The organism is Pontibacter sp. Tf4, from assembly GCF_014212495.1.
Lineage (GTDB): Bacteria > Bacteroidota > Bacteroidia > Cytophagales > Hymenobacteraceae > Pontibacter.
Genome location: NZ_JACKZC010000010.1, coordinates 141,257 through 153,676, shown reverse-complemented (window position 1 = coordinate 153,676; position 12,420 = coordinate 141,257). Strand labels below are relative to the sequence as shown.

11 protein-coding genes are annotated in these 12,420 nt (G+C 48.9%); 4 read left to right on the top strand and 7 right to left on the bottom strand.

The window, feature by feature from the left end; genetic code table 11:
* Window positions 1–197: 197 nt before the first annotated feature.
* Window positions 198–965 (top strand): oxygenase MpaB family protein, encoded by a 768-nt coding sequence (locus H7F15_RS16660; RefSeq protein ID WP_185198127.1) that lies wholly within the window; start codon window positions 198–200, stop codon window positions 963–965.
* Between the two features lie 179 nt (window positions 966–1,144).
* Here the strand turns inward: H7F15_RS16660 and H7F15_RS16655 are convergent, their stop codons facing one another.
* The gene (locus tag H7F15_RS16655) at window positions 1,145–2,083 is read right to left on the bottom strand and encodes a DUF808 domain-containing protein (RefSeq protein ID WP_185198126.1); all 939 of its coding nucleotides are present in this window, start codon (window positions 2,081–2,083) and stop codon (window positions 1,145–1,147) included.
* 411 nt (window positions 2,084–2,494) lie between these two features.
* Between H7F15_RS16655 and H7F15_RS16650 the strand changes: the two genes are divergently transcribed.
* Window positions 2,495–3,103 carry a hypothetical protein gene (locus H7F15_RS16650; protein WP_185198125.1) on the top strand — a complete coding sequence of 203 codons (609 nt, stop codon included), beginning with the start codon at window positions 2,495–2,497 and terminating at the stop codon, window positions 3,101–3,103.
* Between the two features lie 295 nt (window positions 3,104–3,398).
* Entirely contained in the window at window positions 3,399–6,350 is a 2,952-nt protein-coding gene (locus H7F15_RS16645; protein WP_185198124.1) for a T9SS type A sorting domain-containing protein, read from the top strand.
* Window positions 6,351–6,537: 187 nt separating this feature from the next.
* Here H7F15_RS16645 and H7F15_RS16640 read toward each other — a convergent pair whose 3' ends face one another.
* Window positions 6,538–6,975, bottom strand: coding sequence for a hypothetical protein (locus tag H7F15_RS16640; RefSeq protein ID WP_185198123.1), 438 nt, complete (start codon window positions 6,973–6,975; stop codon window positions 6,538–6,540).
* A gap of 407 nt (window positions 6,976–7,382) precedes the next feature.
* Between H7F15_RS16640 and H7F15_RS16635 the strand changes: the two genes are divergently transcribed.
* Window positions 7,383–8,183 (top strand): hypothetical protein, encoded by an 801-nt coding sequence (locus H7F15_RS16635; protein ID WP_185198122.1) that lies wholly within the window; start codon window positions 7,383–7,385, stop codon window positions 8,181–8,183.
* A gap of 66 nt (window positions 8,184–8,249) precedes the next feature.
* On the opposite strand, the gene H7F15_RS16630 is transcribed toward H7F15_RS16635, so the two are convergent.
* From H7F15_RS16630 to H7F15_RS16610, 5 genes are all read right to left on the bottom strand, one after another.
* A complete protein-coding gene (locus H7F15_RS16630) occupies window positions 8,250–9,497 on the bottom strand; it encodes a sulfate adenylyltransferase subunit 1 (protein ID WP_185198121.1) in 1,248 nt (415 codons plus the stop codon).
* 3 nt (window positions 9,498–9,500) lie between these two features.
* Window positions 9,501–10,406 (bottom strand): sulfate adenylyltransferase subunit CysD, encoded by a 906-nt coding sequence (gene cysD / locus H7F15_RS16625; RefSeq protein WP_185198120.1) that lies wholly within the window; start codon window positions 10,404–10,406, stop codon window positions 9,501–9,503.
* A gap of 7 nt (window positions 10,407–10,413) precedes the next feature.
* The gene (locus H7F15_RS16620; RefSeq protein ID WP_185198119.1) at window positions 10,414–11,130 is read right to left on the bottom strand and encodes a phosphoadenylyl-sulfate reductase; all 717 of its coding nucleotides are present in this window, start codon (window positions 11,128–11,130) and stop codon (window positions 10,414–10,416) included.
* Complete coding sequence (locus H7F15_RS16615) at window positions 11,096–11,386, bottom strand: DUF2061 domain-containing protein (RefSeq protein WP_185198118.1); 291 nt, start codon at window positions 11,384–11,386, stop codon at window positions 11,096–11,098. Before H7F15_RS16615 ends, H7F15_RS16620 begins: the two co-directional genes overlap by 35 nt.
* 109 nt (window positions 11,387–11,495) lie before the next feature.
* Window positions 11,496–11,912 (bottom strand): Rrf2 family transcriptional regulator, encoded by a 417-nt coding sequence (locus tag H7F15_RS16610; protein ID WP_185198117.1) that lies wholly within the window; start codon window positions 11,910–11,912, stop codon window positions 11,496–11,498.
* Window positions 11,913–12,420: the final 508 nt, after the last annotated feature.

The following is a 12,420-nucleotide window of genomic DNA, read 5'->3' as shown; positions in this document are numbered from 1 at the left end:
TCCGGATGCACACTGAAGGGGACATCCATGTCCCCGTAATACGCATAACAAGGACCCAGACATCCGAAGCAGTTTAGTTTCAGACATCTGTGTCCGAAACAGCGAAAGGCAACTATAGAACTATAGCCCTCACTGAAATTCCTCTTTTTATATCAGAATTCTTCGCACATTTACAGCCTTTGCAGTGTTATAAAGACATGGAATATTTTGTGAGACCGGGCTCGGTCGTGCGCCAGATCTGGGGCAAAGGCGATACGATCCTGTTTATTTTTGCGGGAGCTTCTGCCGAGTTTGCCTTGAACAAAGCGGTGGACTGGCTGTACTTTACCGGCCGCCTTCCCGCCGATCCGTTGGGCAGGTTATTCTCTACGGTAGCCTATGCCCGCCGCATTGTTTTCTCGGATATGGCCGGTGCCCTGCGTGCCATCGATTCCATGGCGGCCATTCATGCCGGAGTGGAAGCAAAGCGCGGCGCGCGCATTCCTGACTGGGCTTACCGCGATGTTCTGTTCATGCTCATCGATTACTCCATCCGTTCGTTTGAAGTACTGGAACGCCGGCTGACCCTTGAAGAGAAAGAAGAAGTGTTCGATGTTTTTTACCGCGTAGGCGACCGTATGGGCCTCACAGGGCTGCCCGATACTTTTGCCGCGTGGGAGCAGATGCGGTCCGAACACCTGCAGCAAAACCTGCAGTACAGTCATTATACCTCCGACCTGTTCCGCCAGTACCGCAAACACTTGGGCCTGGTGCGCTACCGCCTGCTGCTGGAAGCCCAGATGCTGGTAGTACCGCCACGCGTGCGCCATCTGCTTGGGTTCCGGCCCGTTTCGTTACTTAGTCCTGTGCTGGGCCTCTACAAACTTAGCCGAATGATCAACGCCGACTGGCTCCTGAAAGCCATCATACTGCCATCCGCGTACATGCACCAGATAAAAGAACTCGACAGCGTACCCGCTTCGTAAACTATAGTTTGATCGGATTATGGTTCTGAAACTATAGCTGCTCCAAACGTGGTAGGACGCCACCGGTAACTCACACTCGCAGGATACTAGCGAAGGCCCTGAGTTGGGTGAACAGCAACAAAAAACCGCGCCAGTGTAGCTGGCGCGGTTTTCTTATTTATTTCTGTTTCGATGCTAAACTATAGTTCTTTATTGGCTGGCTTTTTCTTTATAAGTCCGCGCACCAGCGTTACTATTTTTTCAATGAAGAAGCCCAGGATGAGACCACCAATGGCGCAGATGAGCGCTTTGGCAAACCAAGCCAGGGCAGGTGTATCTGCCAGCGATACTTCGAGGTCATGCAGCGCGTGGGCGGTAAACGGAATACCATGTGCAATGATCTCGGCACCGACCCACAGCATAGCGGCCGTACCCACGTAGCTCAGTATCTTTAAGAATTTTGGCATGAACTTTACAATGCCATATCCCATCTTCCGGATGGTTGGGTGATGCTTTTCTTTGGCCATGTGTACACCTATATCGTCGGCTTTCACGATCAGGCCCACAAAACCGTACACAGCTATCGTAATAAAAACACCTACAGCCAGCATTACCAGTATCTGGTTCATCAGGGGTTTGTCGGCTACGGTGGCATAGGTAATGGCCACGATCTCAGAGGACAGGATCAGGTCGGTGCGCACGGCTCCCTGTATCCGCTCTTTTTCCAGCTCTTCCGGGGTAATGGTCTCCATTTCTTCGGTATTTTCTGCCTCACTGGCGTGGCCGCCGAACATGGAGTGTACTTTTTCATACCCTTCGAAACACAGGAAAGCGCCACCCATCATCAGGATCGGGGTGATGGCCCAGGGGGCAAAAAAGCCAAGGATAAGCGCCGCCGGGCTGATCAGAAACAACTTATTGATCAGTGATTTTTTAGCGATCTGGTAAATGATGGAAAGCTCGCGCGACGGGTCGAGGCCCACCACGTATTTAGGGGTAACGGCCGTGTCATCTATCACGATGCCTGAAACCTTACTTGTTGTTTTCGAAACCTGTGCCGGTACATCATCCAGACTTGCTGCGCTCACTTTCACAAGTGCAGACACGTCATCCAATAAAGCGAGTAATCCTGAAGCCATTTTTATAGTTTAAGCCTGAAAAGAAAACGGGTAGCCGGCAACCAAAACAAAGCTGCCGGGCGTAGGCTGCCACAAACCGACAACCCTAAGCCGTGAACAATTTACGAACATTCTTAAATTTGTTTGTATAACACCCCGGCAGCAGGTGTAAAATAACTGTTCAATCTGCCTTGCGGGGTCGGAAGTTCTCCTTTAACTATAGTTTAATTTGCAGCAGGAAGCTGAAGGGGCAACAAACTACAGGCAGAACTATAGCTATAGTTTGCATTTCTGAATCTCGGCCCGGTAACAGGGAAGTAATCAGCTATGCTATAGTTGGTTGAAGGAGTGTAGGGTCATTCAGGGGCTTGTGGTAAAACCTAATGCGTAAACAGGAGTATTTCTGAAACAGACTATAAACGGGACCAGCACATGAAAAGAATTACAGCAACTACTTTTGGTTTAATGATGGCGTTGTTTGCATCGGCACAAACCATACCCACCTCTGAAGTACAAATAAAAACAGCCGTACTGGCCGCTCCGGCTGACAAGCGGGATGGCGCCACTGTGCTGGGCTACAACCAGAAAGGCGAACTGGTGCAGTTGCGCAAAGGCACCAACGAAATGGTTTGCCTCGCCGACGACCCGAAACAGAAAGGCTTTTCGGTATCCTGCTACCACAAAGACCTGGAACCGTTTATGGCCCGCGGCCGCGAGCTGAGAAAATCCGGCAAAGCAGGGCAGGAGATATTTGACATGCGCGAGCAGGAAGTTAAAAGCGGCAAACTGAAAATGCCTAAACAACCTACATCGCTCTTCGTTTTTATGGCCACCGATGAGAACGTGAACCTGACAAACGGCGAAGTGAAAGACGGGTACATGCGTTACGTGGTCTACATTCCGTATGCCACAGCCGAGAGCACCGGCCTGCCCCTGAAACCTGAAAGCCCAGCCATGCCCTGGATCATGCACCCTGGCACTCATGGCGCCCACATCATGATCACCCCGGCACCACCGGCGTCAGCAAGCAATAAGAAGTAGTTGAAAGTAGGATTTTAAACTGCCAGCTATAGTTCGGGATATCGTTTTCCTGATAAAAACAACAGATAAGAACAGCCGCTTTGGGAATCCTCAGGGCGGCTGTTTTGTGAACTGCTATAGTTTAATCCACTATCTTAAAGAGGCATACCTATAGTTTGTTGGCAGTACTGTATCTGCACGTCATCAGAAGTCACCGGTTCAGTTGATATAACGGTAAAGGGGAGAGGCGCTGTCTATAGTTTAGAATTCAAAGTTTCCTATATTTAGCTTTTTGTATTCTTTTCAACGATATCCTATGCAAAATAAACTTATACTCCTTCTTTTCAGCAGTTTGCTGTTTTCATCGCAGCTACAGGCCCAGACCAAACTCACCAACATACAATGGTCGAACAGTGAGTTGAGCTCGATGCCCAAAAACTTTATAGAGTACAATGGCAAACTGTTTTTTGCAGCCGCCGGCGATAACTATGGCGAAGAACTATGGGTGAGCGACGGTACCGGATCGGGTACGCAACAGTTTACAGACCTGCACCCAGGATCCGGAAATGCTTCTCCTAAAAACCTGCTGGTGTTTAACAGCGAACTATATTTTATTGCCGACGACGGCATCAGTGGGCAGCAGGTGTTCAAAACAAACGGCAACCCTGCCCAGATACAGAAACTGACCAGCTTTACAGATAAAACAATACCACGGCTAACGCAGGTAGGTAACCACCTCTTTTTCACGATAACTGATAATGGTAACCTCTCTGTCTGGAAAACAGATGGCACCCGTTCCGGCACGCTGCTGGTTAAGGACAAAATCACTACTTATAGCAACGTTACTTCTTATGAAGGCTCCTGTAACGGCCTGTTCCTGTTCGAGTCGTATGTGAGCGATAATTTAATGTGGAGAAGCGACGGTACCGCAGCAGGAACGTACCCTGTAACAGCACAGCTGGATGGCAGCGGCAGCGGTTTTGATGGGTTTGGAGGTGGGGGTTCCTTTATGTTCTCACAACACATCCTGTTTAATAACCAATTGTATTTTGTGGGCCGCGGTCATGTTTTTGGTTCATCCTTAAGCATCGGGATCATGAAAACAGACGGCAACCCCAACACGAATGTACCCCTTGCAACAGTGCACGAAGGATTCATCAGTTTCGGGTCGGTTGCCAGGCTGGGACAGAAGCTCTATTTCTCATTTTTCGAAGCAGACCAGCAAAGACTTTTTATCTGGGAGACGGATGGTACGCCCGCCGGCACGGTTAAAATTTACGACAACAAGGCAACGCTTTATTTCAGCCCCTCGGATTTGCTGGTGCAGGAGGGCAAACTACTGTTTACCGGCCCCGGCGATAACGGCAGCGGCACCTCACTGCTCAGTTACAACCCGCAAACCAGCCAGGTAACACACATTGCGCAGGTAGAGGCTAATACAGTAAAGCCGTATAACATCTACGGCTCACTGGATATGAACACTAACAAGCTTTTCAGTTTAAAGCCTGGCAAAGTAGTGCTGGGGTTAAGCAAGCCCAACTACCTGGATGTGCGGGATTACGTTGTTCTTGACATTGTGAACGGAGGCAGTATAAAAGCACCGGCCTTAACCTATGCCAAAACCTTCTACCCATTTAACGACCGCTTTTACTTTCCAGGCCTGGCAACCGATTCGGGGTTGGAGCTGTGGTCGTCCAATGAAAGCCTGGACAACTATGGCCTGGTGAAAAATATAAACCAGGGAAAAACAGGGCTGTATACACAGGAAGTAGTCAGTTTTGGTGATCATATTATTTTCGATGCAACCCACAGGGAGTCCGGTGCAGGCAGGGAACTATGGCATTATAATACCGGCCCACAAACCACCGCGTTATTAGCCGACATAAACCCGGGTACTGCATCATCGGGTCCACATCAGTTTGTCAGGTTCAGGGATAAGCTGTACTTTATTGCGTTGCAGCAGGAAACCGGCCGTGAACTATGGGCAACCGATGGCACCACCTCCGGAACCGTCCTGCTCAGCGACTATTCGAGGGATTCCCGGTCCCAGTCGCCGGATTTGTTAACCAACCACGCCGACCAAAACCTGTACTATGTGATCTATAATGATGTTTACCGTTGTTTCCTAATGAAAACGGATGGTACAACTACCACAACCGTGAAGGATATTGGGGTGAACAAGTACAATTCGCCATTTACAATTACAGCCATAAACGCCGCCGGCAGCAACCTTTTTTTCACGACTGAGGGAGACGGAACAGACCTTTGGGTAAGCAATGGAACCGATGCCGGCACGTTCAAACTAAAGGATTTCTGCAACATCCGGAATATGACCTATAGCAACGGCAACTTATACTTTACAGCCAGCAGGGAGGGAGATTGCAACGGTAAAACCAACTTATGGAAATCTGACGGAACAATAGACGGCACCGTGCCGGTATTCGGGGCAGCGACCGAGCCGTTCGCGAATGCGGCCAGCCTGTTTGCGTACAAGGATGCCCTTTATTTTGTAGCCCATACCAATGCCGCCGGCGCCGAACTATGGAGAACAGATGGCACAGCAGCCGGTACCGCCATGGTGAAAGATATTGCTCCGGGCGCTTTGTCGGCCATCAGCAAGCCACACTTTGCGGTATGGCAGGACAAACTATACTTTGCAGCAGATGATGGCACCTATGGTACAGAGCTATGGCAAACCGACGGTACCGCCGGAAACACCCGCCTGGTAGCCAACATTGCGGCAGGGGCAAGCCCGGCTATGCCACAACACTTAACGCCAGCCGGCGACAAACTGTACTTTAACGCTACCACCCCGGATACAGGAAGCGAACTATGGGTAACAGATGGCCAAACAGCTACGCTGGCAGCAGAAATGGTTCCTGGCGCCAACCACTCCGACCCAACCAACCTGCTACTGGTAAACGGTAAGCTGTATTTTATGGCAAATTCTGCGGATGCAGGCAGGCAGCTTTGGGTACTATCGGATGGTAAGGTAACCGGTGTTAATGACGACCTGCTGGACAAAAACCTGTTAGTTTTCCCGAACCCGGCTACTACGCACATCAACTATAGGTTTGAGACAGTAAAAAGAGAAAAGGTAGAACACGTTTCGGTGCTGGATATGCAGGGCAGGCAGTATAACTTTGGAGCCGCGGCAGCAAATGAAGGAACGCTTTACATCGGCAATTTGCCACAGGGCATTTATGTGCTGGTGTTCCAGATAGGCAAAGAGCGTGTGACCCGGAAATTTGTGAAACTACACATGTAAACCTTCGGGTTATGACCTGGAAACTATAGCCGGCTATAGTTTGAATGAGTAATAGTTGGAAGCAAACAACAACGCCACGCAGGATTTAAACTGCGTGGCGTTGTTGTTTGCTACAGTGGCCATAAAGAAACAGCCGCTCCACCATGTAAAGTGAGAGCGGCTGTTTTCATTTCGGAACAGTGGCGGATTAGTTTCCTGGCCAGGCACCCCACGGAATGCGGCTCAGAATAAGGATCAGGCCGATGCCGTAGAAAATGGCGATGCTCTTAAAGCCTTTGTTACCCATACCGATCTGGCGCTTGGCGCGCGAATAACCCACTGTGATTAGGATCACGGCAATGATCATGGTAAGCGGGTGCTCCAGAATGTATAGCCTTGAGGTTGAGTCGCCCATGGCTTCGCCGGAAAAGTTTTCCATTCCCAGCGGCGATACGAAGTACAGAATCACGCCGATCACCCACTGCAGGTGCACCGGGATAAGTCCCAGCAGACCAAGCTTACGGTCTTTGTCAGTGAAGTTTTTATTGCCCAGCCAACCCATCAGGGCAGCCAAAAAGCTAACAAGCAGACCTAGTAGTACCAGGTAGCTGAGATAAGAATGCAAATGCTGTATTCCTGTATACATGCTTTAGTTTAGTTGATGTTTGCAGTAAATATAGTCAATTATAAGTAGATGGCGCCCTTCCGGCCCCATAATTTAACCCGTTCATCAACATGTCAGGTAACTTCTGAAACTATACCAGCCTCAGCACCAGGCAGAGCAGGAGCGGTATCTTAAAAATGTAAATGTCTCATCTGAGTGAAATACCCGACGATATCAATTACTGCGAGAATGGCGCACTTCAGATTATCTGCACAATTACAGGTTCCTGAAGAACAGACCTAAGGCAAAAGCAACGGAAGATAAACTATAGCTATAGTTATAACATAAAACAACATGGTGCGTATAATATAAATATATAAATATAAAATGTGATATAAACTATTAAATTGGGCCTTAAACCCGTTATAGGTTGTTTTAATATAAATAAGATGGCACACTATAATACTATACCGGGCGCGGGCATTACGTACGATGCGCAGGGCAGGCCTGTAACTGCGGGCAGAGCAAAAGCTAAATCTTTGGTTGTAAGCCTGCGCATACAGGCAGTTGTATCTGTTTTGGCGGCCGCCACTGTAGTTTTTATCTCGCTTAGCCTGATAGGGTCTTTCATAAAGTATACTCTCCACTACGACTCAGTCTACGGTTTTATACCACAGTTCAATTTAGATACCGAAGGCAATATCCCCACCTTTTTCGCGGCATTGCTGCTGATGGCATCCGGGTTCTTGTTTTTACTGATCGCGCTATACAAGCGGTCGGTAAAAGATGCTTTTGTGCAGCAGTGGTTCCTGCTGGCATGTATGTTTATGTACATGGCCGTAGACGAAGCCTGCGAGATTCACGGACTTGTTATGCGGCCTTTAAATGAGTTCTACAGCTTCAGCGGCGCTTTTCATTTCTCGTGGGTAATACCCGGCATGGCGGTAATATTTGTTGTGCTGGTCTATTTTGCAAGGTTCTTTTTTGCGCTCAACAATACGTTTAAGGCCCGTTTTATGGCTCCGGCTATCGTTTATATGTGCGGGTTAATAGGGATGGAGATGATTAGCGGCGCTTATGCTTCCATGCACGGCGAAGCCAATATTACCTATGAAGTGCTCACGACCCTTGAAGAAGCCCTGGAAATGGCCGGCCTTGTATTGCTTATCCGCGCGCTGCTGCTGTACATACAGGCAAACATATCGGATATCTCGTTTAAGCTTCCTGCCCAACCAGACACACAGATATAAAACGCAAAAGATCGCCCCACTTTCATGGAGCGATCCTGCAACTATACTTCAGCATGAAGCCGGGACTTATTTTATCAGCCCGACGCCAACCGTGTTATTGGTCTGTTCGTCAATAACGATGAAGGCGCCGTTGGCTCTGTTTTCCGTAAATGGGTCGTAGAAGATTTCTTTGGCTGTGCGGAGCTGCACGTCGGCAATCTCATTCAGCTTCAGTTCGTTTACCGTTTCAGCAGCCTCCACCGATACCACGTCTACCAGGTTTGACAGGGCACTTACTTTGGCCCGCGACACATTGATACCATGTTGCACCAGGTAGCTTCCGCCTGCGCGCAACGGTTTTTTATCCATCCAGCAAATAGTAGCCTCCAACTGGCGGCCCTGCTGTGGCAGCTGACTAACCGGCACGATCATGTCGCCACGGCTGATGTCCACGTCATCTTCCAGCAGTATACTGATGGATTCCTTGGCCTGCGCCGCTTCTATCTCCCGACCAAATTTCTCGATCCGGGCTATAGTTGTTTCCTGGCCGCTTGGCAGTACCACCACGCGCTCACCTTTGCGCAGCAGCCCGCTGGTTACTTTGCCGGCATAGGCGCGGTAATCATGAAATTCTTCTGATTTAGGCCTTACCACATACTGCACCGGAAAACGGCTCGGCTCTTCAGACAAATGCTCATCCAGGGGCACATTTTCGAGCAAGGTAAGCAGGGGAGCACTGGTATACCACGGCATGTTTTCAGATGGCCCGGTCAGGTTCTCGCCATAGAGGGATGATACCGGAATAAAGCTGATCTGCTGGCCACTAAATTTTACTTTTTCGGCGAAGGCCATGAACTGCTCCCGTATCTCTTCGAACGTAAGCTGGCTATAGTTAACCAGGTCCATTTTGTTCACACACACAATAACATTTGGTATGCGCAGCAGGCATGAAATGTAAAAATGGCGGTAGGTCTGCTCCACCACACCATTGCGGGCATCCACCAGAATCATAGACACATTGGCCGTAGAGGCACCGGTTACCATGTTGCGGGTATACTCAAAGTGGCCCGGCGTATCAGCGATGATGAATTTACGACGCGGCGTTGAGAAATAAATGTGCGCTACATCGATCGTTATTCCTTGTTCCCGCTCAGCGATCAGCCCATCAGTCAGCAGCGACAGGTCTACATAGTCCAGGCCTTTCTTTTTGCTGCTGGCTTCTATGGCCTGTAGTTTATCGGTAGTAATTGAATTTGTTTCGTACAGCAGGCGGCCGATCAGGGTGCTTTTCCCATCGTCTACGCTGCCTGCGGTTGCTATTTTCAGAACGTCCATACCTTAAAAATATCCGGATTGTTTTCTTTTTTCCATGGCTGCTTCCGAGCGCTTGTCGTCTATGCGGGCACCTCGCTCCGATACCGTGGCACTTAAAATCTCTTCGATGATGTGATCGATCTCTACGGCGGAAGATTCTACTGCCGCTGTACAGGTCATGTCGCCTACGGTGCGGAAGCGTACCTGCCGGGTAACTATAGTTTCGTCTTCCGAAACGGTCATAAACGAAGAGTAGGGGAGGATCAGGCCATCGCGCTCAAAGGTCTCACGCTCGTGTGCGTAGTAAATCGACGGTATCGCCAGTTCTTCCTCTTTAATGTAATTCCACACATCCAGCTCCGTCCAGTTACTGATCGGGAATACACGCACGTTCTCGTCAAGGTTTATTTTGCCGTTCAGCATATCAAACAGCTCCGGGCGCTGCTTTTTGGAGTCCCACTCGCCAAAGTCGTTTCTGACAGAGAAGATCCTTTCCTTGGCGCGGGCCTTTTCTTCGTCGCGGCGGGCGCCTCCAATGCAGGCGTCAAACTTAAATTCTTCAATCGCGTCGAGCAGTGTAACCGTTTGCAGTACGTTGCGACTGGCGTATTTGCCGGTTTCTTCCACCACGCGTTGCTGGTCTATGCTGTCCTGCACATAGCGCACGATCAGTTCAAGGCCCAGTTCTTCCACCAGTTCATCGCGGAACCTTATCGTTTCCTCAAAGTTGTGCCCGGTATCCACATGTAGCAGCGGAAACGGAATTTTGCCCGGGTAAAATGCTTTCTGAGCAAGGCGCACCAGGGTAATAGAGTCTTTTCCGCCAGAGAACAGGAGCACAGGTTTTTCGAACTGTGCTGCCACCTCGCGTAATATATAGATCGCTTCGTCTTCTAATTCTCTCGGAAAAACAGTAGCGTGATCAGCCATATCTGTATTATTTGTTAAAGTAATTTGCATGTAGTCCGCACTCTTTTTTGGATTGCTCCCACCACCAGCGGCCGGCACGTGGTTCTTCGCCCGCAACTATAGCACGTGTGCAAGGGGCGCAGCCAATGCTTATAAAGCCCTGGTCGTGCAGCTTGTTATAAGGCACCTGGTTTTGCTGCAGATAGGCAAGCATTTCATCATAGGACCAGTTGATGATAGGATTGAACTTGATGACCTGGAAAGCTTCGTCCCACTCCAGCATACTGAAACTGCTGCGGTTCTCGCTTTGCCCAGCCCGGAGGCCGGTTACCCATATATCGGTGTTTTGCAGTGCCCGGCGTAGCGGTACCACCTTGCGCACCTGGCAGCAGGCCTTTCGGTTCTCCACGGAGTTATAAAATCCGTTGATGCCGTTCTGGCTTACCAGTTGTTCCACTTCCTGCGCATCGGGAAAGTAAGGCACTATTTTGCTATTATATTTCTGCTCGGTCTCCGCCCATAGTTCGTAGGTTTCCTGGAACAGGCGGCCCGTGTCCAGCGAGAAAATCCGGACAGGCAGGTTATTGGTAAAAATGGCATCGGTGATCACCTGGTCTTCCTGGCCCAGTGCCGACGAAAATGCGACCTTACCCGGAAAAGCCTGCGCCATATAAGCCAGCGCCTCGGGCAGCGATAGATCTGTGATCTTGCTAAGCAGCGATGGTATCTGGTCTTTTAAGCTCATGAGTATCTTTTTTAATTGTAAATCGTTCCCAAACCCGCTCGTGCACATAGTATAGCCCTATTTTGCTGAATACTTCGATGGAGCCTATCGAGAAGGCCATTTTCAGTTCGCCTGTAATAATATAGGAGATCAGGATGGTATCGAAGGTGCCTAAAACGCGCCAGGAAATGGCTTTTCCTACGCTTTTCAGCTTGCTGTCTGTGCCTGGTTTACGCTTGCCGTAGAAAGCTTTTTTGAGGTATTGGTCGAATAGCATAGCTCTGTTTTGATGCCCAAAAATACACAAAGTCTATATACTTAGTAGAGTAATAGGGCAAAAAAAACAGAATATCTGCTATTTTTAATTTTAACCGGCTGGTAACCAGTTAATTTGAGCTTATCAGGTCGCGCACCGTTTTATTTTCAACCACACTCAGCGTCTGGTCGCGTACCTGGCACATGATCAGGTGCATGTTGCAGGTGGCCTCGCTTACGCAATCAGAGCATTTCTCATAAAAGTTAAGGCTTACACAGGGGAGCCAGGCAATGGGTCCGTTCAGTAACCGGATTACCCGGGCAAGGGTAATTTCTTCGGGCTGCTTTAACAGGTAGTAGCCGCCGCCTTTGCCTTTTTTACTGCCCAGTATGCCCGCTTTTTTCAGATCCAGCAGAATGCTCTCCAGAAACTTCTGGGAAATCTTTTTACTGGATGCGATCTCCTGGATAAGGATAGCGCCCTTGTGCTGGTTTTCGGCCAGGTAGCTCAGGGCATGGAACGCGTATTTTGTCTTTTTCGACAACATGATGATACAGGGTAAATAACCAGGGTTTGCTGCAACCCGGCACAAATGCTAATTCGGGATCAAAGTTAGAAGGTATTCAGACAAGATACACGTGATCCCGGATCTTAAATCAGGTGGAGGTTGCAGTTGGCTAAGTTAAGGAATTGGTGGCAGGTCAGCAAAAAAGGAGCGGTAGCTACGTGCTGGTTGCATAAACCGGACATTCTGTTTACTACGTAAAGGCTCCGTTTAAATACGTAGGGCTGTTTCAGGCAATGTGTAAAAGGTCCGAATCTTGGGTAAAGGCGAGGTAGAATCTTAACTCATAAAAGTCGGGCTTTCATCAAACAATAGAGGCTGTTCAACATCAAATTGTGCCGGCATGTAATCTGTGTCTGGAGATGCCCGTATGCTGTCATTATAAAAAATATTATAATAAATATTGATAAAATATATATAATTCTACTATATTATGGACAGTTTGCCTTATACTCCAGAGGTTGTACACAAATGATACTGCAACACCTCA

Coding starts and splice junctions, on each gene's coding strand:
- H7F15_RS16660 (WP_185198127.1), top strand. CDS start 198: ATGGAATATTTTGTGAGACCGGGCTCGGTCGTGCGCCAGATCTGGGGC.
- H7F15_RS16655 (WP_185198126.1), bottom strand. CDS start 2,083: ATGGCTTCAGGATTACTCGCTTTATTGGATGACGTGTCTGCACTTGTG.
- H7F15_RS16650 (WP_185198125.1), top strand. CDS start 2,495: ATGAAAAGAATTACAGCAACTACTTTTGGTTTAATGATGGCGTTGTTT.
- H7F15_RS16645 (WP_185198124.1), top strand. CDS start 3,399: ATGCAAAATAAACTTATACTCCTTCTTTTCAGCAGTTTGCTGTTTTCA.
- H7F15_RS16640 (WP_185198123.1), bottom strand. CDS start 6,975: ATGTATACAGGAATACAGCATTTGCATTCTTATCTCAGCTACCTGGTA.
- H7F15_RS16635 (WP_185198122.1), top strand. CDS start 7,383: ATGGCACACTATAATACTATACCGGGCGCGGGCATTACGTACGATGCG.
- H7F15_RS16630 (WP_185198121.1), bottom strand. CDS start 9,497: ATGGACGTTCTGAAAATAGCAACCGCAGGCAGCGTAGACGATGGGAAA.
- cysD (WP_185198120.1), bottom strand. CDS start 10,406: ATGGCTGATCACGCTACTGTTTTTCCGAGAGAATTAGAAGACGAAGCG.
- H7F15_RS16620 (WP_185198119.1), bottom strand. CDS start 11,130: ATGAGCTTAAAAGACCAGATACCATCGCTGCTTAGCAAGATCACAGAT.
- H7F15_RS16615 (WP_185198118.1), bottom strand. CDS start 11,386: ATGCTATTCGACCAATACCTCAAAAAAGCTTTCTACGGCAAGCGTAAA.
- H7F15_RS16610 (WP_185198117.1), bottom strand. CDS start 11,912: ATGTTGTCGAAAAAGACAAAATACGCGTTCCATGCCCTGAGCTACCTG.